The sequence below is a fragment of the Georgenia sp. Z1491 genome (assembly GCF_057652395.1).
Genome location: NZ_CM172729.1, coordinates 765,730 through 789,683, shown reverse-complemented (window position 1 = coordinate 789,683; position 23,954 = coordinate 765,730). Strand labels below are relative to the sequence as shown.

General features: G+C 73.7%; 19 protein-coding genes and 1 riboswitch. Of the genes, 12 read left to right on the top strand and 7 right to left on the bottom strand.

What is annotated here, in order from left to right; all coding sequences use genetic code 11:
- Window positions 1–12: 12 nt before the first annotated feature.
- Window positions 13–138: riboswitch (cyclic di-AMP (ydaO/yuaA leader) on the bottom strand.
- A 391-nt stretch (window positions 139–529) separates the two neighbouring features.
- Window positions 530–1,207, bottom strand: a complete 678-nt coding sequence (locus AC24HA_RS03690) for a metal-dependent transcriptional regulator (RefSeq protein WP_425708123.1) — start codon at window positions 1,205–1,207, stop codon at window positions 530–532.
- Between the two features lie 168 nt (window positions 1,208–1,375).
- Here AC24HA_RS03690 and serC point away from each other — a divergent pair, with 168 nt between their 5' ends.
- Window positions 1,376–2,482 (top strand): phosphoserine transaminase, encoded by a 1,107-nt coding sequence (serC, locus tag AC24HA_RS03685; RefSeq protein ID WP_463649051.1) that lies wholly within the window; start codon window positions 1,376–1,378, stop codon window positions 2,480–2,482.
- Window positions 2,483–2,663: 181 nt separating this feature from the next.
- On the opposite strand, the gene AC24HA_RS03680 is transcribed toward serC, so the two are convergent.
- Both AC24HA_RS03680 and AC24HA_RS03675 read right to left on the bottom strand, forming a co-directional pair.
- The gene (locus AC24HA_RS03680) at window positions 2,664–4,001 is read right to left on the bottom strand and encodes an MFS transporter (protein ID WP_425708122.1); all 1,338 of its coding nucleotides are present in this window, start codon (window positions 3,999–4,001) and stop codon (window positions 2,664–2,666) included.
- Entirely contained in the window at window positions 3,998–5,518 is a 1,521-nt protein-coding gene (locus tag AC24HA_RS03675) for an NCS2 family permease (protein WP_425708121.1), read from the bottom strand. The genes AC24HA_RS03680 and AC24HA_RS03675 overlap by 4 nt, the downstream gene beginning before the upstream one ends.
- A 119-nt stretch (window positions 5,519–5,637) precedes the next feature.
- On the opposite strand from AC24HA_RS03675, the gene AC24HA_RS03670 reads away from it, so the two are divergent.
- Entirely contained in the window at window positions 5,638–6,576 is a 939-nt protein-coding gene (locus AC24HA_RS03670) for an NAD(P)-dependent oxidoreductase (protein ID WP_425708141.1), read from the top strand.
- A gap of 137 nt (window positions 6,577–6,713) precedes the next feature.
- On the opposite strand, the gene AC24HA_RS03665 is transcribed toward AC24HA_RS03670, so the two are convergent.
- The 4 genes from AC24HA_RS03665 to AC24HA_RS03650 all read right to left on the bottom strand — a co-directional run bounded on the left by AC24HA_RS03665 (window position 6,714) and on the right by AC24HA_RS03650 (window position 10,323).
- Window positions 6,714–7,994, bottom strand: a complete 1,281-nt coding sequence (locus tag AC24HA_RS03665; RefSeq protein ID WP_425708120.1) for an MFS transporter — start codon at window positions 7,992–7,994, stop codon at window positions 6,714–6,716.
- Window positions 7,991–8,917 (bottom strand): hypothetical protein, encoded by a 927-nt coding sequence (locus AC24HA_RS03660; RefSeq protein ID WP_425708119.1) that lies wholly within the window; start codon window positions 8,915–8,917, stop codon window positions 7,991–7,993. The genes AC24HA_RS03665 and AC24HA_RS03660 overlap by 4 nt, the downstream gene beginning before the upstream one ends.
- Window positions 8,914–9,777 carry a DUF3027 domain-containing protein gene (locus AC24HA_RS03655; RefSeq protein WP_425708118.1) on the bottom strand — a complete coding sequence of 288 codons (864 nt, stop codon included), beginning with the start codon at window positions 9,775–9,777 and terminating at the stop codon, window positions 8,914–8,916. The genes AC24HA_RS03660 and AC24HA_RS03655 overlap by 4 nt, the downstream gene beginning before the upstream one ends.
- Before the next feature lie 171 nt (window positions 9,778–9,948).
- Window positions 9,949–10,323 (bottom strand): cold-shock protein, encoded by a 375-nt coding sequence (locus tag AC24HA_RS03650; RefSeq protein ID WP_425708117.1) that lies wholly within the window; start codon window positions 10,321–10,323, stop codon window positions 9,949–9,951.
- A gap of 205 nt (window positions 10,324–10,528) precedes the next feature.
- Between AC24HA_RS03650 and AC24HA_RS03645 the strand changes: the two genes are divergently transcribed.
- The 10 genes from AC24HA_RS03645 to AC24HA_RS03600 all read left to right on the top strand — a co-directional run bounded on the left by AC24HA_RS03645 (window position 10,529) and on the right by AC24HA_RS03600 (window position 23,939).
- Window positions 10,529–12,523, top strand: a complete 1,995-nt coding sequence (locus AC24HA_RS03645; protein WP_425708116.1) for a TPM domain-containing protein — start codon at window positions 10,529–10,531, stop codon at window positions 12,521–12,523.
- A 128-nt stretch (window positions 12,524–12,651) separates the two neighbouring features.
- The gene (locus tag AC24HA_RS03640) at window positions 12,652–13,464 is read left to right on the top strand and encodes a PspA/IM30 family protein (protein ID WP_425708115.1); all 813 of its coding nucleotides are present in this window, start codon (window positions 12,652–12,654) and stop codon (window positions 13,462–13,464) included.
- A gap of 242 nt (window positions 13,465–13,706) precedes the next feature.
- Window positions 13,707–14,879: an ABC transporter substrate-binding protein gene (locus tag AC24HA_RS03635; RefSeq protein ID WP_425708114.1), complete on the top strand. Its 1,173-nt coding sequence runs from the start codon at window positions 13,707–13,709 to the stop codon at window positions 14,877–14,879.
- A 46-nt stretch (window positions 14,880–14,925) separates the two neighbouring features.
- Window positions 14,926–15,783, top strand: coding sequence for a branched-chain amino acid ABC transporter permease (locus tag AC24HA_RS03630; protein ID WP_425708113.1), 858 nt, complete (start codon window positions 14,926–14,928; stop codon window positions 15,781–15,783).
- The gene (locus AC24HA_RS03625) at window positions 15,770–17,566 is read left to right on the top strand and encodes a branched-chain amino acid ABC transporter ATP-binding protein/permease (protein ID WP_425708112.1); all 1,797 of its coding nucleotides are present in this window, start codon (window positions 15,770–15,772) and stop codon (window positions 17,564–17,566) included. Before AC24HA_RS03630 ends, AC24HA_RS03625 begins: the two co-directional genes overlap by 14 nt.
- A complete protein-coding gene (locus AC24HA_RS03620; protein ID WP_425708111.1) occupies window positions 17,563–18,324 on the top strand; it encodes an ABC transporter ATP-binding protein in 762 nt (253 codons plus the stop codon). The genes AC24HA_RS03625 and AC24HA_RS03620 overlap by 4 nt, the downstream gene beginning before the upstream one ends.
- A 429-nt stretch (window positions 18,325–18,753) precedes the next feature.
- Window positions 18,754–20,238 carry a dicarboxylate/amino acid:cation symporter gene (locus AC24HA_RS03615; protein WP_425708110.1) on the top strand — a complete coding sequence of 495 codons (1,485 nt, stop codon included), beginning with the start codon at window positions 18,754–18,756 and terminating at the stop codon, window positions 20,236–20,238.
- A 177-nt stretch (window positions 20,239–20,415) separates the two neighbouring features.
- Window positions 20,416–20,982, top strand: a complete 567-nt coding sequence (locus tag AC24HA_RS03610; RefSeq protein WP_425708109.1) for an NYN domain-containing protein — start codon at window positions 20,416–20,418, stop codon at window positions 20,980–20,982.
- Between the two features lie 78 nt (window positions 20,983–21,060).
- Window positions 21,061–21,819, top strand: coding sequence for a response regulator transcription factor (locus AC24HA_RS03605; RefSeq protein ID WP_425708108.1), 759 nt, complete (start codon window positions 21,061–21,063; stop codon window positions 21,817–21,819).
- Complete coding sequence (locus AC24HA_RS03600) at window positions 21,819–23,939, top strand: sensor histidine kinase (protein WP_425708107.1); 2,121 nt, start codon at window positions 21,819–21,821, stop codon at window positions 23,937–23,939. Before AC24HA_RS03605 ends, AC24HA_RS03600 begins: the two co-directional genes overlap by 1 nt.
- Window positions 23,940–23,954: the final 15 nt, after the last annotated feature.

The window sequence follows — 23,954 nt, the reverse complement described above, 5'->3', positions numbered from 1 at the left end:
CTCCGGTGTCATCTACGGGGTGAGCTGTCGGGTTCGGACACGGAGAGCGTCCGGCGCGACCATGACGGCCGCACTTCACCCCTAGGCCGGTCTCCCGGCCGTACTACCTGGTTCCCCCGCCCCTGTCGCGGTGGTTCGCACCTACCCGGGGCGGCGACAGGGCTCGATGTCCGTCCGGGTGCGCCCCCAGCGGGAGGCACGCGTAGGACAGTAACCATTCCGAGACCAAAAGTCACACCTGGGTAACGACTCTGTGTGGAAGGTCACGACCGGGACACGCCCCGCGCCGTGGGGCGGCCTCTCCCGCAGCATCTCGCGGCAGACGACGGGAGCACGAGTTCTCCACAGGCCCGTGGCCGCGGGACTTGACCCGCCCTTGGGGTGGACCGGAAGGTCACGGAACCACATCGGTCGTGACCTTGCTGTTGCCGATCCTCGTTCGGTCACGAACCGGGCACGGCCCGTGACCTGACGTCCGCACGTCGCGCGGCCACCGGGCCGTGCCGGCCGCGGCGCGCGCCGGGAAAGGTCAGGCGACGACGGCGAGGTGCCGGCCGTCGGCCGGGGACATCTCGAGGACCAGCTCCTGGCCGGCGTCGAGCTCGAGCACGTCGTCGCGCCGGGTCACGGTGATCCGTGCGCCGGGCAGGAGCCCGCCGCGGCGCATGTCCGCGAGCAGACCGGTGTGCACCTGGAGCGGCTCCCCGATCCGCACGATCTCGAGCTCGCTGCTCTGGCCCTCCGCGAGTTCGGCCGTGGCCTCGGCGAGCGACGTCATCCCGTGCCGGGGCTCGGGGGCGTCGGACCCGGGGATCGGGTTGCCGTACGGGTCGGTCGTCGGGTCGCCGAGGAGGTCGACGAGGCGCTCCTCGACCCGGCCCGACATCACGTGCTCCCAGCGGCAGGCCTCCTCGTGGACGAAGGCCCAGTCGAGCCCGACGACGTCGACGAGGAGACGCTCGGCGAGGCGGTGCCGGCGCATGACCTGCACGGCGGCGTCCCGGCCCACCTCGGTGAGCTCGACCTCGCGGGAGGGGCTGAGGTGGAGCAGACCGTCGCGCTCCATGCGGCCCACGGTCTGGGAGACGGTCGGCCCCGAGTGGCCGAGGCGCTCGGCGATGCGCGCCCGGAGCGGCGGGACGCCCTCCTCCTCCATCTCGACGACAGCCTTGAGGTACATCTCGGTGGTGTCGATGAGGTCGCTCATGGTCTCTCCGCTGCACGAGGACGGGGCGGAACGCTGCCCCGCGTGCCCGGTCCGGGCACGACGTCGAGCCTACCTGCTGGGCCGGAGGCGGGAGGCGTGCCGCCGAGCGGCGGGCGGCGGGTGCGGACGTCCTCCCGGCGGCCGCGGCGGCGGTGCGATGATCGGTCGGTGGCCGACCTGACGATCCCCTCCCACCTCCTGCCCGCCGACGGACGGTTCGGTTCGGGTCCCACGCGGGTGCGGCCGGGCCAGCTGGCGGCGCTGACCGCGGCCGGCGCCGGCGTGCTGGGGACCTCCCACCGGCAGGCGCCCGTCGAGCACCTCGTCTCGCGCGTGCGCGCGGGGACCGCCGAGCTGTTCGACCTGCCCGACGGCTACGAGGTCGCCCTCGGCAACGGCGGCTCCACGGCGTTCTGGGACGCCGCCGCCTTCTGCCTGGTGCGCGAGCGGGCCCAGCACGCCGTGCACGGCGAGTTCTCGGCCAAGTTCGCCACGGTCACCGACCGGGCTCCGTTCCTCGCGCCGAGCCTGCGGGTGGAGGCGGAGCCCGGCTCGGTCGCCCGCCTGTCCGCCGTCGAGGGCGCCGACGTCCACGCGTACCCGCACAACGAGACCTCCACGGGCGCGCTGTCACCCGTCGAGCGGATCGGCGGCCCGGACGCGCTCACCCTCGTGGACGCCACCTCGGCGGCCGGCGCGGTCGAGGTGGACCTCGCGGCGACCGACGCCTACTACTTCGCGCCGCAGAAGGTGTTCGGCGCCGACGGCGGGCTGTGGGTCTCCACCTTGTCCCCCGCCGCGGTCGATCGCATCGAGGAGCTGACCGCAGACCGCTGGGTGCCCGCCTTCCTCGACCTGGGAGCGGCCCTGGCGAGCTCCCGGAAGGACCAGACGGTCAACACCCCCGCCGTGGCCACGCTCGTCCTGCTCGCCGAGCAGATCGAGTGGCTGAACGAGCGCGGCGGCCTCGCCTGGTCGGCCGGACGCTCGGCCGAGAACGCGACGCACGTGTACGGGTGGGCGGCGCAGCGGGAGTGGGCGGCCCCGTTCGTCGAGGAGCCCTACCGCTCCCCCGTCGTCGCGACGATCGACCTGGCGGGCGTGGACGCGGGCGAGGTCGCGCGCGTGCTGCGCGAGCACGGCGTGGTCGACGTGGAGCCGTACCGGAAGCTCGGTCGGAACCAGCTGCGGTTCGGGCTCTTCCCGGCGGTGCCGCTCGCCGACGTCGAGGCGCTGACGGCCTGCGTCGACCACGTGGTCGAGGCCCTCGCCTGAGCAGCCCGCCGGTTCTCCCCGCCGAGAGTGCGGTTCGGACCCACCCGGAGTGCGGTTCGAACCCGCCGAGAGTGCGGTTCGAACCCGTCGAGAGTGCGGTTCGGGCCCGCCCAGAGTGCGGTCGGGAAGGCCCCGACCGCACTCTCGGTGACCACCGACCGCACTCTCGGTGACCAGGGGGCTAGCTGGACTCGCGTCCCTCCTCGGCGGCCCGGGCCGCGCGCTCGCGCGGCCCCTCGTAGGTGAGATGGCGGGGCGCCGCACGGTCGTAGCCCACCCGCACGTCCCACGCGCGCCGGACCCACAGCGCGGCGATCGCAGCCACGAGGATCGAGGGCACGGCGCCCACGAGGATCGACTCGCGGGCACCGAGCACCTCCGCGATCCATCCCACGAGCGGCGCCCCGAACGGCCCCGTGCCGAGCAGCACCATCATGTACAGGCTCATCACGCGCCCCCGGTAGGCGGGGTCGGTCGACGTCTGCACCGTGGCGTTGGCCGAGGTGAGCATCGTCAGCACCGTGAACCCGACCGGCACGAGCGAGGCGGCGAACCACCAGAAGGTGGGCGCGAGCGCGGAGAGGAACGAGGCGACGCCGAACGCGAACGCGGCGAGGATGACCGTCCGCACCCGGGGGTTGCGGCGCCTCGTGGCCATGAGGGCCCCCAGCAGGGACCCCACGGCCATGATCGAGCCGAGGACGCCGAACTCCTCGGGGCCCCGGCCGAAGATCTGCCGGGCCATCACCCCCTGGGTGACCGCCTGGTTCATGCCGAGGCTGGACACGACGCCGACGGTGACGAGCACGATGACGAGGTCGGATCGGTGCCGGACGTAGGCCAGGCCCTCGCGGAACTGGCCGCGCGCCCGCGGCACCACCACGCGCGGCACGAGCTCGTCGACCCGCATGAACGTCAGCGCGAGGATGGTCGCGCCGAAGAGCACGCCGTTCGCGATGAACACCCAGCCGGTCCCGACCCACGCGATCGCGAGTCCCGCGAGGGCGGGGCCGGCCATGCGGGCGAGGTTGAACGACGTCGAGTTCAGGCCCACCGCGTTCGGCAGGTCCGCCGGCTGGACCATGTCCGAGACGAACGTCTGCCGCACGGGGCCGTCGAACGCCGAGGCACAGCCGAGCGCGAACGCGAACCCGTACACCATCCACAGCTCGACCGCCCCGGTGAGGACGAGAGCGCCGAGACAGAGCGCGAGGATGCCCATCGAGCCCTGCGTGACCATGAGCATGCGGCGCCGGTCGACCCGGTCGGCGTTCACCCCCGCGATCGGGCTGAGCAGCAGCGCCGGGAGGAACTGGAGCCCGGTGACGATGCCCATGGCGATGCCGGAGTCGTCGGTCAGCTCGGTGAGGACGAGCCAGCCCTGCGCGACGCGCTGCGCCCACGTGCCCGTGTTGGCGACCATCGACCCGAAGAACCACAGCCGGTAGTTGAAGTAGCCCAGCGAGTGGAACGTCGAGCCGAGGAACCCGCGCCTCGGGCCCGTGGACGCTGCCGTCATCTATCCATCAGACCGAGCATGGCCAACAGGTCCTGGAATGGCTCGAGCGCGAAGTAGATCGCGAACGCGACGACGACGCCCCACATGAGCGGGTGCACCTTCCGCGCCTGCCCCGTGGTCGTCATGAGGATCGCGTACGCGACGACGCCGACGCCGATGCCGACCGCGATCGAGTAGGAGAACGGCATGAAGATGATCGTGAGGAACGCCGGGATCGCGAGCGACAGGTTCTTCCAGGGGATCTCGACGACCTGCTGCATCATGAGGAAGCCGACGACGACGAGCGCCGGGGTGGCCGCTTCGTACGGGACCGCCTCGGCGAGCGGCGACAGGAACGTGGCCAGCAGGAAGCACACACCCGTGACGACCGAGGCCAGGCCGGTGCGGGCACCGTCGCCGACGCCCGCCGCGGACTCGACGAACGAGGTGTTCGAGGAGACGCCGCCCGCGCCGCCGGCCGCGGCGGCGATCGAGTCGATGACGAGGATCCGGCGCGTGGCGGGCGGGTTGCCCTGCTCGTCGAGCAGGTCGCCCTCGGCCGCGACGGCGACCATCGTGCCCATCGTGTCGAAGAAGTCGGCGAGCATGATCGAGAAGATGAGGACGAGGACGGCGACGATGCCGATCTTCTCGAAGGCGCCGAACAGGGAGAACTCGCCGAGCGTGGCGAAGTCGGGGACCTGGACGATGCTGCCCTCGATCGACGGGACCGTCAGTCCCCAGCCGCCGGGGTTGGCGCCGTCGGGCGTCTGCGTGCCCTGGCTCGAGATCGCCTCGACGATCGCTGCCACCGCGGTGGCGACCACGATGCCGATGAGGAGCGCGCCGCGCACCTTGCGGGCCATGAGGACGAGGATGAGGACGAGCCCGAGGACGAAGACCACCAACGGCCAGGAGGCGATCGAGCCGCCGATGCCGAACTCCAGGGGCGTCCCGGCGCCGGGTCGGACGATGCCCGCGTTGACCACGCCGATGAGCGCGATGAACAGGCCGATACCCACCGAGATGCCGGTCTTGAGCGAGGGCGGGACGGCGCGGAAGATCGCCTCGCGCAGCCCGGTGAGCACGAGGATGAGGATGACGATGCCCTCGAGGACGATGAGGCCCATCGCATCGCCCCAGGTCATGCCCTCCATGCCGACGATCGTGTAGGCGAGCAGCGCGTTGATGCCCAGCCCGGCGGCGACGGCGAGCGGGAAGTTCGCGACCGACCCCATGAGGATCGACATCACGCCGGCCACCAGGGCGGTGCCCGCCGCGATCGCGGCGAAGTTCGCGCCCTCGGTCCCGCCGCCGAGGTACTGGCCGGTGGAGTCCGGCGTCGACAGGATGATCGGGTTGAGCACGATGATGTAGCACATCGCGAAGAAGGTGACGAGGCCACCGCGGACCTCGCGCCAGGGGGTCGAGCCGCGCTCCCGGATCCTGAAGAGGCGCTCGAGCAGGTTGTCCGCCGGTACTGGGTCTGCGCGGCCGGAGGTGGGCTCCGGGGCGGTCGCGTCTGCGTCGGGGGTCACAGTCGGTCATTATGGACGCCGCGGGCCGTTCCCCATAGCCCATGCCCACAGTAGGTGCCTGGAGTGGCGCCGTCCGGTGCCCGGCCACCCGTAGCCCGACGGAGGATGTCGACGTGAAGATGCTGGTCACGAACCGTTCCGACCTCGACCTGAAGGTCCCGGACGGGGTCACCGTGGTCCCCCTGCGGGAGGGCCGCGAGGTCCCGGCCGAGGACCGGGACGCCGAGGCGGTCGTCGCCTGGGGGACGCCGACGCTGCTCGCCTCGGTCGCCGCCGACCTGCCGCGGCTGCGCTGGGTGCAGTCGCTCGCGGCCGGCACCGACATGTTCGAGGCCGCGGGGCTGCCCGACGACGTCGCGCTCACCTCCGGGCGCGGGCTGCACGACGCCACCGTCTCCGAGCACGCCGTCACCCTCGCGCTCACGCTGGTCCGGCGGATGCCGCAGCTGCTCGCGGCCCAGCGGGAGTCGCGCTGGGCGGACGAGCTGAGGCGCCCGCGCGCGATCCAGCCGCCCGAGCGGGTCGCCTCCCTCATCGACGCGCGCGTCCTCGTCTGGGGCTTCGGGTCGATCGGTCAGCACCTCGCCGGCATCCTCGCGGCGCTGGGGGCGCGGGTGCGCGGCGTGGCGCGCACGGCGGGCGTGCGCGCCGGGTTCCCGGTGGTCGACGAGGACGGGCTGGACGAGGCGCTGACCGAGACCGACGTCCTGGTGATGATCCTGCCCTCGACCGACGCGACGGACCGCGCGCTCGACGCGCGTCGGATCGACCAGCTGCCCGACCGGGCGATCGTCGTCAACGTGGGCCGCGGCTCGACGCTCGACGAGGACGCCCTCGTCGATGCCCTCGAGGCCGGCAGGCTCGCCGGCGCCGGGCTCGACGTCAGCGCCGAGGAGCCCCTGCCCGCGGACTCCCGGCTGTGGACCGCGCCGAACCTCGTCTACACGCCGCACGTGGCCGGGTACCGCGCGCACGGCGGCAAGGAGCTCATCGAGCACAATCTGGGCGCGCTGCTGGCCGGTGACCTCGGCGGGATGCGCAACCTCGTCGAGCGCTGACCTCCCCCACCGCCCTCGACGAGTGAGCGGGAATCTGTCTCTACGTCGAGACAGATTCCCGCTCACTCGTCCTGCAGAGCTCTCTCCGGCAGAACTCGCCGGACAGAATCCCGCTCACTCGTCCGGCAGAATCCCGCTCACTCGTCGAGGCGGGTCGGCAGCGAGCCGTCCGGGCGCAGGCCCGCCGCGCGCCGGGTCGACCGGTTCGCGTGCACGGAGTAGCGCGGCAGCCACCGCCGCTGCACACCGATCGACACGGCGGCCACGGCGGAGGTGACCCACACGGCGACCGCGAGCGAGCCGAGCGCCGGGCCGGCGGCGAGCACGAGCGGGCTGGCGGCCGCGCCGAGGTCGCCCTGGAGCCGCCACGCCGCGAGGAACTGGGCCTGGCCGTCGGCGGGCGCGGCGTCGGACCCGATGGTCATGAGGATCCCCGATGTGATCCCGTTGCCGATGCCGAGCACCAGACCGGCCGCGCCGAGCTGGCCCGCCGTGCCCGTCAGCGGGATCGCCGCGAGCGCGAGCCCCATGATCGCCATGCCGGGCACGCCGACCCACAGGCGCCCGAAGCGGTCCATCACCTGCCCGCACGGGTAGAACAGCAGCATGTCCATGCCGGCGGCGACGCCGAAGATCACCGACGTGGTCGCGCCGTCGAGGCCGATGTGCTCCGCCCAGATCGGCAGGACCGTCTGCCGTGCCCCGCGCACCGCCGCGATGGTCACCGCGACCGCGCCGAGGCGGACCAGCACCGCCCGGTGCCGGCCGACGACCGCGCGCATCGACTGCCGTCCGGCGCCGTGCGGTGCCGGGCTCGGGCGGTCGGCGGCGCTCCCGCCGGCGGCGAGGACGACGACGACGGCGAGCAGCGACGTCACGGCACCGACCGCGAACGCCCAGCGGGTCGAGGCGGCCAGCAGCACGGCGGCCCCGACGAACGGGCCGACGAACAGGCCGGCCCGGAAGACCCCGGCGATGGTGGACAGGACGCGTGCCCGGCGCTGCGGCGCCGTCGTGGACGTGAGGTACGCGTGGCGGGCGATCGCGAACACGGACTGCGCCCCGCCGAGGAGGAGGGCCGCCGCGCCGAGGACGACCACCGACCCGGCGGCCACCCCCAGGACGAACCCGACGACGGCGACGAGCCCGGCGACGACCATCGCCCACCGGTCGCCGACGCGGGCGGTGAGCCCGCCGGCGGGCAGGTCGGCGAGGATCTGCCCGACCGGCACGAGCGCGGCCAGCAGGCTCGCGACGCCGAGCGAGGCGCCGAGGTCGGTGGCGCGCGTGACGACGATCGGCAGTGCGGCGCCCACGCCCACCTCGAGGAGGAAGGTGGGCACCATCGCGCCGAGGACGATCGGGCGGAACGGGAACATCGGGCCGTCCGCGGCGGCCGGTGCCGCGGGCGTGCTCACCGCGGGAAGTCGTCGACCATGACGGCGATGTCGTCCGCCGTGTACAGCTCGTTGATCTGCGCGTCGTTGGCGCCGCCGTACCCGTTGGACTCGAACAGCCCGGTCTGCCACGGCCGCTCGATCTCCCGGAAGTCCCGGGGCCGGTTGTGAACCTGCCGCACTCGGACACCGGTGCGCAGCGAGTGCCAGTGCAGCCAGATGTCGTCGGCCTTGGGGCAGCGCTCGGTGAACTCGGTGCCCGAGGCCCTGAGCGCGGCCAGCATGGCCGGCGGGTGCAGGACCCCCGAGACGCCCGTGGCGAAGTGGCGGTGCGAGGCCTGGGTGGAGCGCACCGGGTGCCAGGTGAGGTACGGCGTGAGGATGCGGCCCTGGAGACGCACGCGGTGGGCGCGCATGGCGATGACGTCGTCCGGGTGCTGGGAGTGGACGCCCCAGATCTGCTCGAGCCACCGGTAGGGGTAGATGACGTCGTCGTCGGCCGTGACGAGCGGGAGGTCGTGGCTCTCCCGGCTCGCGACGTACGGGTAGTACTTCTTGTGCGGCCCGTAGTCCTCGCACGGGAGGAGCTCGACGCCGCGCGCCACGAGGCGCCGCAGGGCCTGCGGCGGGTCCTGGAGCACCTCGGGCTCGTCGACCCACAGGATGAGTCGGGCGGGGCGCACGGAGCCGCGGGCGATGGACTCCAGGGCGAGGTAGGCGGTGCGGCGCAGGCGCTTGCCGTAGCTGGTCATCGACACGACGACGGGTACGGAGCCCACCGCCGGCTCGTCCCGGTCGACGACGTTGCGCAGGCCGAGGCGGATCTCGTGCCCGGTGGCGGTCCAGCGGTGCCGGATGAAGCCGCCGGCCCAGCCGGCGACGTTCTTCAGCGCGAGGCGCTGGCGCTCCTGCTCCTGGGCCTGCCAGTCCTGGGAGTCCGTCACCGGGGGTCCGGCCCCGCCTGCCCGCCGTCGGGATCCGTCTCGTCGTCGCCCGTCGGCTCGGCGTCGTCCGCCGACTCCTCGGGGAGCGGGTTGAGCGGCGGAAGGACGATGAGGTCCATCTCGTCGCGCACCGGCGGGGTCGCGTCCCACAGCGCGGCGGGCGCCTGCTCGGTGGTCTCGGAGTGGGCGCCGCAGCCGTGGTCGAGGGAGACGACCCGGCCGTCGTCGGGCGACCACTCGTTCGCGCAGACGCCGAACATCGTCCGGGCGGAGCCGGCGAGGTGCAGGAAGAACCCGCACGAGGAGCACGACGCCGCGGCGTTCTTCGCCGGGGCGGCGTTCGGGCCGGACGCGCCGTCGTACCAGCGCTGCATGGCCTCCTCGCGGCCGCGCGGGGACAGCACCCTGGCCCGCCCCAGCCCCAGCTCGTGGACGGCCTGCCGGTCGGCGTCGTCCTCGTCACCGGTGAACTCGTAGCCCTGGACGAGACGGTCGTCCTCGGCCACGTACGGCAGGACGTCGTTCGTCCCGAGGTCCCCCGGGCGCAGCCGGTCGGCCCACGGCACCCACTCGGGGGCGAGCAGGGCGCCCTCGCCGGGCACGAGCTCGACCTCGCTCACGCTCGGGGTGCGACCGCGCGGCACGCGCGCGACGGTCACGGACCAGCGCCAACCGAGGTAGCCCGGGACGGCGGAGGCGAAGTAGTGGGTGCCCACCCGGTCGGCGAGCAGCTCGAAGCCCAGATGGTCGCCCACGTGACCGCCGACGGCGACGTCCTCGGCCGCCGATCGTGCGACCTCGACGGCTCCGGCGAGGACCTGATCCTTCACGGGGGCGCGGGTCGCGCGGGCAGCAGACACCCCGACAGTCTAGGCGTCGTACCGTGCGCGCACGGTTCGCGGCCCGGCAGACCGGGCCCGGCCGGCATGGGGTCGGTCACCCCGGAGCGCCGGGGCCGAGTCCCCCGGCCCGAGGGCGGGCCGCCGCGAGCCCGGGCGGTCCCGGTCCGGCGGCGAGCAGGAGCGGCGCCGTCAGGCGTCGAACTGGTCGGCCACCGCGCGGAGCATCGCGGCGAGCTTCGCGCCGTTGTCCGGGTAGCGGCCACGGTTGAGCGAGCTCGAGGCCCGGTCGAGGGTCCGGATGAGGTCCTCGACGATCGTCGCCATGTCCTCGGCCGGACGGCGGTGCGCCTTGGCGACCGACGGCGGCGCCTCGAGGACCGTCACCGACAGGGCCTGCGGGCCGCGCCGTCCGTCGGCCACGCCGTAGTCGACGCGCGCGCCCGCGCGCGGGCTGGCGCCGGCGGGCATGGCGGAGGCATGCAGGAAGACCTCGGAGCCGTCGTCTCCGGCGATGAAGCCGAACCCCTTGTCGGGGTCGTAGAACTTGACCTTGCCGGTGGGCACCGCGGAACCTCATTCGTCGCTCGGGGCCGATCGCGTCGGCGTGCGGGGGGTCGGGCCTGCCTCGGCCCGGCGTGGTGATGATACCCGTGGCTCCCGACCTTTCGCCGCGCCGAGCGGTACGCGTCACGGCGCGGGTCCGTCCGCCCGCGGCGGACCGGGGAGTCCGCTCGTTGCGACGGCGGCCGCAGCACGACAAGATCGACTGGTGAGACCTGCCTCTCGTCGCCCCCGTCCCCTCGCCGCCACGCTCGGCGTCGCCGCGCTCACCCTCGGACCCGTGCTGCTCGCGAGCCCCGCCTGGGCGACCGACCCGTCGAACCTCCCCGACGGCGTGCTCGACGAGGCGGACGTCCTCAGCGACGGCGAGGAGGCCGAGCTCGAGGCGCTGTACCAGGAGATCGAGGCCGAGCACGACGTCCAGCCGTTCATCGCCTACGTGTCCGACTTCGGCGGGCTGGAGGCGCAGAGGTGGGCGGAGGAGGCCGCGCAGATGTCGAACATGGGCGACGACGAGGTCCTCCTCGCGGTCGCCGTCGACGAGTCCGCGTACGGGGTCGTCGTCGGGCCGAACGCTCCCGTCTCCGAGGGTGACGCGCGGCAGGTCGTCGACGGCGACGTCGCCGACCACTTCAACGCCGGCCAGTGGTCCGAGCTCGGCACCGCCTGGGGCGAGGGGCTCGGCGACGCCACGGGCGGGATCGGGATCGGGACCGTGCTCGTCGGCGGCATCGTCGTCGTGGCCGTCGGTGCGGTCGGGTTCGCCGCCTGGCGCCGGAAGACCGGGAAGAGCGGCGTCAAGGACCCCCTCGAGAACCTGCCCGAGGGCCACCCGGCCCGCCTGCCCCTGCCCGAGCTGCGCAACGAGGCCGGGTCCGCGCTGGTGGGCGCGGACGACGCCGTGCGCTCGTCCGCCGCGGAGCTCGAGTTCGCCAAGGCCCAGTTCGGCCTGCGCCGCACCGACGAGTTCACCGAGGCGCTCGCCGCCGCGCAGAAGGCCGTCGACCAGGCGTTCCAGGCCCGGCGCACCCTCGACGACGAGCACCCGGAGACCGAGAGCGAGGAGCGTCGGCTGCTGCTGCGCATCCTCGACCGCACCGACCTCGTGCGCACCACGCTCAGCGCCCAGCAGGAGGAGTTCGAACGGCTGCGCAACATCGAGTCCCGGGTCGAGCAGGTCCTCGAGGAGACCCGCACGCGTGCGGAGGAGGTCAGGGCCGACGTCGAGAACTCCCGCATCCACCTGCGGGCGCTCACCGACCGGTACCCGGCGAGCGCCCTGGCCTCGGTCAGGGAGGACCCGGAGCAGGCCGAGCAGCTCATCGACTCCGCGCTGCGCAGCGTCGACGAGGGGCTCGCGACCGCCGCGCGCAACCGCCGGGCGGCCGTCACGCACGCCCGGGTCGCCGAGGAGGCCGTCCACCAGGCCGCCGAGCTCGCCGACCGCGTGATCGGCGCCGGCAAGGAGCTCGAGCACGCGTCAGCGAACCTCGCCAAGGCCCTGTCCTCGATCTCCTCCGACGTCGAGGACGCCGACCGTCTCGCCCCCGACAACCCCGGGGTCCGCTCCGCCCGGGAGGAGGCGGTCGCCGCGATCGCGCAGGGCGAGGCGGCCCGGCAGGGCGGCGACCCGCTGGCGGCGCTCGACCGGCTCTCGACCGCCGAGAACGCCATCGACGAGGTGCTCGCCCCGATGCGCGAGCGCGCCGAGGTGGTCCGCCGCAACCGTGCGACCGCCGCGGGGCGGATCGAGGCCGCGGAGCACCTGAGGCGCTCGGTCGACCAGCTGATCAGCACCCGGCGCGGCGCCGTCGGCCAGCACGCCCGCAGCCAGCTGCACGGCGCGGAGGACGAGATCGCGCGCGCCCGCTCGCTGCTCGACTCCGCGCCCGACGAGTCGGTCCGGGCGGCCGCCCGCGCGCAGTCGATGCTGCGCGAGGCGCAGCAGGACGTCGAGCGCGACCTCGCGTCGCTGCAGATGGGCTCCGGCCTCGGCGGGCACAACCCGTACGGCCGCGGCTACCACCCCCGGCGGGGCGGGGTCGACGTCGGCTCGCTGGTCATCGGCGGGATCATCGGCGGCCTGCTCGGCGGCGGCAACGATCACCACGGCGGCTGGGGCGGTGGCGGCTTCGGCGGAGGCTTCGGTGGCGGCTTCGGCGGAGGCGGCGGTGGTGGCGGCAGCTTCGGCGGCCGCTTCTGACCCGCGCGTGGCCGACCCGCCGGGACCACATGGACGGCCAGCCGGGCACCCGGCCGGCCGAAAAGACGACGTCGCGCACGCGGCGTGGCACGACGACAACCGCGAGAACCAGGAACTGAGGAGTTCACATGGCTGAGAAGCAAAGCATCCTCGGGCGCATCGCCCAGCTCACCCGCGCGAACGTCAACGCGCTGCTGGACCGCGCCGAGGACCCGCAGAAGATGCTGGACCAGATGGTGCGCGACTACACGAGCTCCATCAAGGAGGCCGAGGACGCCGTCGCCGTGACCATCGGCAACCTGCGCCTCGCCGAGCGCGACTACGACGAGGACGTGCGAGACGCCCGCGACTGGGGCCAGAAGGCCATGGCGGCGTCGAACAAGGCCGAGGAGCTGCGGTCCTCCGGCGACTCCGCGGGCGCGGCGAAGTTCGACAACCTCGCCAAGATCGCGCTCAACAAGCAGATCACGGCCGAGGGCGAGGCCCAGTCCGCGAAGCCGATGATCGACTCGCAGAACGAGGTCGTCGAGAAGCTCAAGGCCGGCCTGGTCCAGATGCGCGGCAAGCTCGACGAGCTCAAGGGCAAGCGCGACCAGCTCGTGGCGCGCCAGAAGTCCGCGGCCGCGCAGAAGCAGGTCCAGGGCGCGATCTCCTCGATCAACGTGCTCGACCCGACCAGCGAGATCTCCCGCTTCGAGGACCAGGTCCGCCGCGAGGAGGCGTACGTCGCCGGTCAGGCCGAGATCACCGCCGGCTCGATGGAGGACCAGTTCGCCGAGCTGGCCGACCACAGCAAGGACATGGAGATCGACGCGCGCCTCGCCGCCCTCAAGGCCGGCCGGTCGCCGCAGGCGATCACGGCGGAGTCCGACGACGCCGGCGAGTACGTCCCGGGCCAGACGTCCGCGGACCCGCACGCCGAGGACCGCACGGCCTACTGATCCTGCTCCCGCTCGACCGCGGGCCGAGATCTCCCGGAGCGCCCGTGACCGCGATGGTCACGGGCGCTCCGGCATCCGAGGGCGCCGGAGCGCCCGATCGTCGAAACGGTTGTCGACCGTCCTCATTCTTGTGACACTGTCGCCGTAAGTGGCGCGCGGGGTGCGCATCCGTCCGGCGCGGTCGCTCGGCGGCGGGCCCGTCCGTCGCAGTCACGGACGACCGACGAGGAGATCGACGCACGATGAAGACCCGCACGTCCCGACTCACCCAGGCCCTCACGGTCGCGGCGACGGTGACGCTCACGCTGGCCGGCTGCTCGGGCGGCGACGACGAGGCGGACCCGATCCGGGTCGGCGCGGTCAGCTCGATCACCGGTCCCGCACCGTTCCCGGAGGTGCCCGCAGCGGCCGCTGCCGTCTTCGAGCGCGTCAACGCCGAGGGCGGCATCGACGGACGCATGATCGAGCTCGTCTCGGAGGACGACGGCGCCGACCCCGCCCAGGCGAGCCAGGCCGCGCGGCGTCTCGTCGACGAGAGCGGGGTCGTGGCCTTCGCCGGCTCGGCGAGCCTCGTCGAGTGCAGCGCGAACGCCGCGTTCTACGCGCAGCGCGACGTCGTCGCCCTCTCGGGGACCGGCGTGGAGCCCTCGTGCTTCGAGTCGTCCCACATCGCGCCGGTCAACAACGGCACCATCCGCGGCTACGAGGCGCTCCTCCACTTCGCGTCCGAGGACCTCGGGCACGACAGCGTCTGCCCGGTCATCCAGGAGAGCGCCGGACTGACCGAGCCCTACCTCGAGCTCATCGACCGGTGGGAGCAGGGGACCGGCTCCGAGGCGCCCCACATCGACACCTCGGTGGTGCTCGGCGACGACCCGACGCCGGCGATCCTCGCCGTGCGGGACGCGGGCTGCGAGGCGGTCGTGTTCAACTCGAACGAGCCCGTCGCGGTCGCCTTCATGAACACCGTCGACCAGCAGGGGCTGCTCGACGAGATCGACTGGCTGACGCTGACCTCGGCCTACAGCGAGGACGTGCACGACGCACTGGCGGAGCAGGGCACGCTCGGCCTCTACGCGAACTCCGAGTTCCTGCCGTTCACGAGCGACGACCCGGAGCTCGAGGACTGGCGTACGACGCTCACCGACGCCGACGTCCCCCTCACGTCCCTGTCCATGGGCGGGTACGTGGCCGCGGAGATCCTCGTCGAGGTGCTCGAGGGCATCGACGGCGACATCACCAACGAGTCGGTCACGGCCGCCTTCCGCGACCTCGACGAGGTGGAGCATCCGCTCATGGGTATGCCCTTCACGTTCGGCGACGCGACCGCGCACAACCCCAACCGCTCGAGCATGATGGTCCAGGCCGCCGAGGACGGGTGGGAGACCGTCAGCGACTGGGTGCGCCTGCCGTGACAGCGGCGCCCCGGCCACGGGAGACCGTGGCGGTCCGGACCACCTGATGCTCGACGGCGTCGTCTCGGGCCTCGTGTCCGGCTCCGCCTACGCGATCCTCGCGGTCTGCGTGGTGGTGCTGTATCGCCTGGTCGGGGTGCTGAACTTCGGTCAGGCGGCCCTCGGCGCCGTCGGGGCCTACCTCTGCTACGGGCTCCTGGGCACCGGGGTGCCGCTCCCCCTCGCGGCGCTCGGCGGCCTCGCGGTCTCCGGCGTCGTCGCCGGTCTCGCCGGCTGGGTGATGGCGCGCTGGTTCGCCGAGCCGTCCCAGACGGTGCGGTCCGTCGTCACCGTCGTGCTCCTCGTCGTGCTCCTCACGGCGGGCTTCCGCATGTTCGGCGACTCGCCCCGCGTGATGCCGAGCATCGTCCCGGACAGCACGTTCGACGTCGCCGGGGTACGGATCTCGCTCACCACGGTGGTCGCGCTGGCGCTCACCGTGCTCGTCGCCGCGGCCCTGTCCCTGCTGCTGCGCCACTCGCAGATCGGTCTGCGCCTCGAGGCCATGTCCGAGCGCCCCACGACCGTGCAGCTGCTCGGCGTGAACTCGCGCCGGCTCGCCGTGATCGTGTGGGCCACCACCGGGGTGCTCTCCACCCTCGCGCTCCTGCTCGTCGCCCCGACCCGCAACCCCACCTTCGAGTCGATGTCGTTCCTCGTGGTGCCCGCGCTGGCGGCGGCGCTGCTCGGCGCGTTCAGCCGGGTGTGGGTCGCCGTCGCCGGCGGCCTCGCCGTCGGGGCGGTCGAGGGGGCCGGCGCCCGGATCGACGCGCTCGCCGAGTACCGCGGCGCGATCCCGTTCGTCGTCATCGCCGTCGCGCTCGTGTGGCTGCGCAGGAGAGAGGTCTGGGATGCGCCTCGCTGAACCACGGGCCCTCACCGTGATCGGTTTCGTCCTCACGCTGATCACGCTCGGTCTGATCCTGCCCGTGTACTGGGTCTACCTGCTGAGCACCGTTGCGCTCACCGCGCTCGTCGCGCGCAGCGTCGGGGTGCTCACCAACCAGGCGGGGCTCCTCACGCTGTGCCAGATGTCGTTCGCGGCGATCGGCGGCTGGGTGACGTCCTGGCTCGCCCTGTCCTGGCCCGGCCTCCCGTTCCCGCTCCTCGTGCTCACCGGCGGCCTCACCGCCGCGCCGGTCGGGCTCGTCGTCGGGCTGGCCACCACCCGCATCCGCGGGGTCGAGCTCGCGGTCGTCACCCTCGGGTTCGCCACCGCGCTCGACCTGGTGCTGCGGCAGGGGAGCTTCCCCGGCGTCGGCTCGGGCACGCCCGTGCTCCCCGCCGCACCCTTCGACGACCCGATCTGGTTCTACGCCCTGTGCTGGGCCCTGCTCGTCCTCGCGCAGGTGGCCCTCTCGGCGGTGGGGCGCACGGCCCACGGTCTCGGGTGGTCCGCGGTCCGGGAGAGCGAGCGCGCGGCCGCGGCCCTCGGGGTGCGGGTCGGCGCTGCGAAGGCGAGCGCCTTCATGTGGGCCGCCCTGCTCGCGGGCCTGGCGGGCGGGCTGCTCGCCGGGCAGTACGGGCTGCTGACCACGGCCGTCTTCTCGCCGATGACCTCGATGGTCCACCTGGTGACCGCGGTGCTCTGCGGCGCGTCGATCTTCGGCGGCGCGGTGCTCGCGGGGGTGTTCTCGGTGTTCATCCCCGAGCTCCTGCGGCGCGTGGGCCTCCCGCTCGACACCGCCGACGCCCTCCTCGCGCTCGGCGCCTTCGAGATCCTGCGCAAGGGCGGCGGCGGCCTGATGGAGCAGCTGGACGACCGCCTCGGCGCCCGCGCCGTGCGCGGCATGCGCCTCACGTGCGACCTTCCGCCGGCAGACGATCCCGCGCCTGCTCCCGGTGGTGGCGCGCCGTCCGACGCCACCGGTGCCGCACACGTGGCGGACCCGACCGACGACGCCACGGCCCCGACGACCCGCACGGCCGGCACCCCCGGTTCCGACGGCCTCCCCCGCCTCGCGGTCCGGGGCCTCACCGTCACCCTCGGTACCGCCCGGGTCCTCGACGACGTCGACCTCGAGGTGACCGGCCCCGGCGTGCACGCGCTCATCGGCTCGAACGGCGCGGGGAAGTCCACGCTCGTCGACGCGGTCACCGGCTTCCTGGCCGCCTACCGGGGCGAGGTCCGGCTCGACGGCGAGCGGGTCGACGACGCGTCGGCCCGCGACCGGGCCCGGCTCGGCATCCGACGGACGTTCCAGCACGGCCACGCGATCGACAGGCTCACCGTCGGCGAGTACCTGCGGCTCGCCGCCGGGGGGCGAGACACGGACCGGGTCTCCGCCGTCGCGGAGTTCCTCGGACTCCCCGACGCCGCGGTGCCGATCCGGCTGATGGACGCCGGCTCGCGCCGCATCCTCGAGATCGGCGGCGCCCTGGCCTCCGGCCCCCGCGTGCTGCTCCTGGACGAGCCCGCCGCCGGCCTCGGCGAGACCGAGAGCCGCGCGCTCGCGGAGCGGGTACGACGCCTCCCCGCCGAGCTCGGCTGCGCCACGCTGCTCATCGAGCACGACATGGGGTTCGTGCGGGCGGCGGCGAGCACCGCCACCGCGCTCGACGACGGGCGCCTCATCGCCTCGGGCCCCGTGGCCGACGTGCTGGACGACCCGCGGGTGGTCGCCGCCTACCTGGGGACGACGACATGACCGACGAGCTGAGGGTGGAGTCGCTCACCGTGCGCCGCGGCGACCTCACCATCTGCCGGGACGTCGACCTCGTCGTCCCCCGCGGCGAGATCACCGTGCTGCTCGGCCCGAACGGCGCCGGCCGGTCCACCCTGCTCGACGGGATCGCCGGCGTGCTCCCCTCGGCCTCCGGCACGATCTCGCTCGGCGGCCGGCGGATCGACGCGCTCCCGATCCACCGCCGGGCGGCGGCCGGGCTCGCGTACGTCGAGCAGGGCCGCAGCGTGTTCTCCCGGCTCACGGTGACGCAGAACCTGGTCGTCGCGGACCGCTCGAGGCGCACGCTCGATCGGGCGTTCGACCTCTTCCCCCGGCTCGCGCTCCGGCGCGACGTCCGGGCCGGCCTGCTCTCCGGCGGCGAGCAGCAGATGCTCGTCGTCGCGCGCGCCCTCGCGACCCGCCCGACGATCCTCATGGTCGACGAGCTCTCGCTCGGCCTGGCCCCGCAGGCAGTGCGCACGCTCGTGGACGCCCTCGTCGAGCTCGCCGGCTCCGGCATGGGGATCCTGCTCGTCGAGCAGTTCGTCGAGATCGCGCTCGGCGTGGGGTCGGTCGCTCACGTCATGCATCGGGGCCGGATCGTGCGGACCGAGAGCTGCTCCGCGCTGCGCGAGGAGCGGTCCTCGGTGCTCTCCCCCTACTACCTCGGCGACGGGGGCGCGGGACACCCTGGTGCCACCGAGCCCGATGTGCGTGGCGAGGACCCGACCACCACGTAGCCCGATGCGGAGGCGGAGCCCCCGCGCAGCGCGGGACCGCACAAGTCGTCCATCATGTGAGACGCCACGCCGGGTGGTTCCCACGTGCCCGGATGTGTGCTCCTATTGAAACGTCAACTTTCTCGGTCCGCGCCGCGGACCCGATCCGGGAGCAGCGTTGGGCAACCTCTGGCACCTCACGTCGCGGCTCGACGTCGACCTCGTGCGACGCTCGACCTGCTCGTGTCGGCCCGTGCCCTCCCGGCCGGTCGCCTGACCCGCCGCTGACCGCACCGCGCCGTACGACGGCGCCGACCCGCCGGTCCGCGGCCACTCGCGGACCGGCCCCTGGGCCCGGGCCTGCCCCGGCACCCCTCACCTCGAGCGCAGCGCCCCGGCGGCGTGCGCCCGCGCGACGTCGCGCCTGACCTCCCCACGAAAGGCACATCCGTGTCCACCACCTCCACCACCACGCCCGGCCGCCGGCTCAGGCTGCCGTCGTTCGGCACCCAGATCCTCATCGGCCTCGTCGCCGGCGTCCTGCTCGGCTGGATCGCCCTCGAGATCGGCACGGGCGCCGAGGAGGAGCCCAACGCGCTGACGACGACGCTCGACACGATCGGCTCGGTCTTCATCGGGCTGCTGCGCGCGATCGTCCCGCCGCTGGTCTTCCTCGCGATCATCACGTCGATCGCCAACCTGCGCGGCATCGCCAACGCCGCCCGGCTCGCCGCCCAGACCCTCGTCTGGTTCGCGATCACCGCCCTGGTCTCGGTGCTCATCGCCATCGGCCTCGGCCTCGCGCTCCAGCCCGGCAGCAACGCCGGCGTCGACGCCTCGCAGGCGGAGGCCCCCGGCCGCCAGGGCAGCTGGCTCGGCTTCCTCGAGGGCATCGTCCCGGCGAACTTCCTCGGCCTCGAGATCAACGCCGGCGTCCAGACGGCCGCCGACGGCGCGGTCGAGGGCGTGAGCGCGTCGCCGGGCTTCAACGTCCTGCAGATCATCGTCGTCGCGCTCGTCGTCGGGATCGCCGCGCTCAAGGTCGGCGAGAAGGCCGACCCGTTCCTGTCGGTGTCCGCCTCCGTGCTCGCGGTCGTCCAGAAGGTGCTCTGGTGGGTCATCCGCCTCGCCCCGATCGGCACGGTCGGCCTCATCGGCAACGCGATCGCCACGTACGGCTGGAGCTCGATCGCCTCGCTCGGCACCTTCGTGCTCGCGATCTACATCGGGCTGGCGCTCGTCCTGCTCGTCGTCTACCCGGTCGTGCTGAAGTCCCACGGCCTGTCGGTCTCGCGCTACTTCCGCGGGGCCTGGCCGGCGATCCAGCTGGCGTTCGTCTCCCGCTCGTCGATCGGTACCCTGCCGCTCACCCAGCGCGTGACCGAGCGCAACCTCGGTGTCCCTCGCGCGTACTCCTCGTTCGCCGTCCCGCTGGGCGCGACGACGAAGATGGACGGTTGCGCAGCGATCTACCCGGCGATCTCGGCGATCTTCGTCGCCCAGTTCTTCGGTCTCTCGCTCGGGATCACCGACTACCTGCTCATCGTGTTCGTCTCGGTCGTCGGTTCGGCCGCCACGGCCGGCATGACCGGCGCGACGGTCATGCTCACGCTCACCCTGTCCACGGTGGGCCTGCCGCTCGAGGGCGTCGGCCTGCTGCTCGCCGTCGACCCGATCCTCGACATGGGTCGCACGGCCGTCAACGTCGCCGGGCAGGCCCTCGTCCCGACCGTCGTCGCGCACCGCGAGGGCATCCTCGACCGCGCGCAGTACGACGCCGCCGATGCGGAGGACCTCTTCCGCGACGACGAGGACCGGGGCGGGGCGGACTCCGCGGACGGCTCGGCCCCGGATCCGGCGTCGGACGCCGGTGACCGCCGGGGTGGCGACGACCACGGCCGACGGGACGAGGACCGCTCCGTGCTCGTGCACTGACGCTCCCCCGCTCGCCCACCGGGTCACCCACCGTCGAGGTCGTGCCTGGAGCGGCGAGGTCGTGCTTCGCAGGCACGACCTCGCCACCTCACGCACGACCTCGCCGTCGTCGGGAGTCAGGAAGGGCCGGGCAGGGCCGGGCGACCGGGCACCGCGCCGGCCGCCTAACCTGTCCTCATGAGCGACGCCCCCACCACGTACCTCGTCATCGACGGCGAGAACATCGACGCCACACTGGGGGTGAGCATCCTCGGCCACCGGCCGAGCCCGGAGGAGCGGCCGCGCTGGGACCGCGTGCTCACCCACGCCACGGACGCGTGGGGCGCCGAGACCAAGGGCCTGTTCTTCCTCAACGCGACGTCGGGCAACCTCCCGACCTCGTTCATCCAGGCGCTGCTCGCCATGGACTACCGGCCGATCCCGCTGTCGGGAACGACCACCGAGAAGGTCGTCGACATCGGCGTGCAGCGGATGCTCGAGGCGATCCTCGCCCAGGGGCACGGCAACGTGCTGCTCGTCTCCCACGACGGCGACTTCCTCCCGCAGATGGCGGACCTGCTCGACGCCGGGCACCGGGTCGGTGTGCTGGCCTTCCGCGAGTTCCTCAACCACGAGCTCACCGCGCTGACGGGCCGCGGACTGGAGATCTTCGACCTCGAGGACGACGTCCGGGCCTTCACGACGGCGCTGCCCCGGGTCCGTGTCATCCCCCTCGTCTCGTTCGACGCGAGCCAGTTCCTCTAGGCACCGCAGCAGTTCCTCCCGTCACCGCGGGCCGGGGTTCCCAGGTGCCGTCCAGGCTCAGGGGGGATCATGGGTGGCATGCCCACCCTGCCCGGCTCCGGTCCCGCTCCGACGGAGGCCCACCTGCTCGTCGTCGACGACGAGCCGAACATCCGCGAGCTCCTCACGGCGTCCCTGAGGTTCGCCGGCTTCGAGGTCACTCCCGCTGCCGACGGCAACGAGGCGCTGCGCAGGGCGGGCGAGAACCGGCCCGACCTCGTGGTCCTCGACGTCATGCTCCCCGACATGGACGGGTTCACCGTGCTGCGCCGGCTACGCGCCCACGACGAGTCCCTCCCCGTGCTGTTCCTCACCGCTCGCGACGACCTCTCCGACAAGGTGCACGGGCTGACCGTCGGCGGGGACGACTACATCACCAAGCCGTTCAGTCTCGAGGAGGTCGTCGCGCGGATCCGCACGGTCCTGCGCCGGGTCGGCATCACGGGCCCCGAGCAGGACCCGATGCTGCGCTACGCGGACCTCGAGATCGACCAGGACGCCTACGAGGTCCGCCGGGCCGGGGTGCTCGTCAACCTCGCGCCCACCGAGTTCAAGCTGCTGCGCTACCTCCTCGTCAACGCCGAGCGGGTGGTGTCCAAGGCGCAGATCCTCGACCACGTCTGGGAGTACGACTGGCACGGGGAGGCGACGATCGTCGAGTCCTACATCTCCTACCTGCGGCGGAAGATCGACTCGGCCGAGTTCCTCGGGCTCGAGGGTGAGGCGGCCGAGGATCTCGTGCCGCTCATCCACACCCGGCGCAACTTCGGCTACGTGCTGCGCCGCCCGGCCGGCTGATGCACGCGCTCGGACGGCGCCGGGGCACGCCCACGCCCAGGGAGGGCCTGTCCCTGTCGGCACGGCTCGTCGTGGCCACGGTCCTCCTGCTCGGGCTCGGGCTCGGCCTCGCCGGCGCCACCGTGATCGCGGTGCTGCGCAGCCAGCTCGTCGACCAGCTCGACGACAACCTGCACGACACGGTGGACACGATCGCCCAGCAGGATCTCGAGGACCTCCGCTCGGGCGGCGACCAGGTGGTCCCCACCCGGTACGTCGTCAGCATCGCCCTCGAGGGCGAGAGCACGCAGACGGTCGCCCACCCCCGCACGTCGTCGGTGGTGGGTCTGCCCGTCCTGCCCGACGAGCCCACGACCCACCCCACGTCGCTGCGCGGCACCGATCCGGCCGTCACCTGGCGGGCGCTCGCCCTGCCGCTCGTCAACACCGCCGGCGACCAGGTCGGGGTGCTGACGATCTCCACCCCGATGGACGAGCTGTCCGCCACCGTGCAGCAGACGGGCAAGTACGTCGTCCTCATCTCCGTCTCGCTGGTGGTGCTGGGCGCGACCGGCGGGTACCTGCTCATCCGGCACGAGCTGCGCGACCTGCGCGCCATCGAGCGGACGGCGGGAGCGATCGCGGCGGGCGACCTCACACGCCGCGTGGCCCCCGGGGCGCCGGGCACCGAGATCGGCAGCCTGTCCTCGTCCCTGAACTCGATGCTCGCCCAGATCGAGCGGGCGTTCGCGGCCCGCTCCGCGTCCGAGCGACGCATGCGCCGGTTCGTCGCCGACGCCTCCCACGAGCTGCGCACCCCCCTTGCCACGGTCCGGGGCTACGCCGAGCTCCACCGGATGGGCGGCGTGCCGGAGAGCGAGGTGCCGGCGGCGATGGGTCGGATCGAGGCGGAGGCGCGGCGCATGGGCACCCTCGTCGAGGATCTGCTCACGCTCGCCCGGATCGACGAGGACCGGCGCCTCACGCTGTCCGACGTCGACGTCACGGACCTCGCCCGCGACGCCGTGCGCGACCTGCGTGCGCTCGACCCGACCCGCAGGGCCACGCTCCTGCCGCTCCCGGGAGCCTCCGGACCGACGGTCGCACGGGCCGACGCCGACCAGCTGCGCCAGGTCTTCGCCAACCTCGTCGGCAACGCGGTGCGGCACACGCCGGAGGGCACCGACGTCGAGATCCTCGTCGGGCTGCGACGGGCCGATCCCGCCGCTCCCCCGGCCGGTGCGTCGGCCGCTCCCCCGGTAGGTGGGTCGGCGGCTCCTCCCGCGGGTGCGTCGGCCGCTCCCCCGGCCTCAGGATCACCGTCCGGCGGCCCGATCGGCGGCGAGGTCGGCGGCCCGGTGGGCTCGCCGGTCGGCAGTCCCGCACCGGCCGGTGGCCCGCTGCCGGGCGGGGCCGCGCCGGTCGGCGCACACTCACCGGACGGCGGGGCCCCGACCGGCGTCTGGGCCGCCACCGGTCAGCTCGGTCCGCTGCCTGACGGTCGTGGCGACGCCGCACGGACGACCACCGACGACGCCGCACGGGCACGCTCCTCCGACGCGGGCACCGGCGGCCCACACGCAGCAGGCCCCCCGACGGCCGACCCGGCCGCGGCCGGCCGGCCCTCCGGCGACGCCCCCTCGGCCGATGACGACGCACCGCCCCGTGGAACCGACGCACGCGCGGCGTCCCGCGCGGAGGAGCCCGAGCCCACCGTGCCGCGCCAGGCTCTCCGGCGCGGCGGCGACCGGCCGGCCGTCCGGGTGCCCGACCGTCGGCTGCTCGGGCTGCTCGCCGGCCGTTCGGCGTCGTCGGTGCCGACCGCCGCGTTGCCCGAGCACGCCCCGGAGCAGGACGAGATCGTGCTGCGCGTGCAGGACCACGGGCCCGGCATCCCCGCGGAGGAGGCCGGTCGCGTGTTCACGCGCTTCTACCGGATCGACCGGTCCCGTGCCCGGTCCGCCGGCGGGGGCTCCGGGCTGGGGCTGGCGATCGTCGCCTCGGTGGCTGGTGCGCACGGTGGGAGCGCCCGGGTGCTCCCGACGCCCGGCGGAGGTACGACGGTCGAGCTCACGCTGCCCGTCGCGGGCCCGTCGGGCGGGATGCTCACCGGCGACGAGCAGGCCCCCGTCGCGGTCTAGCTCCGTGCGACCGCC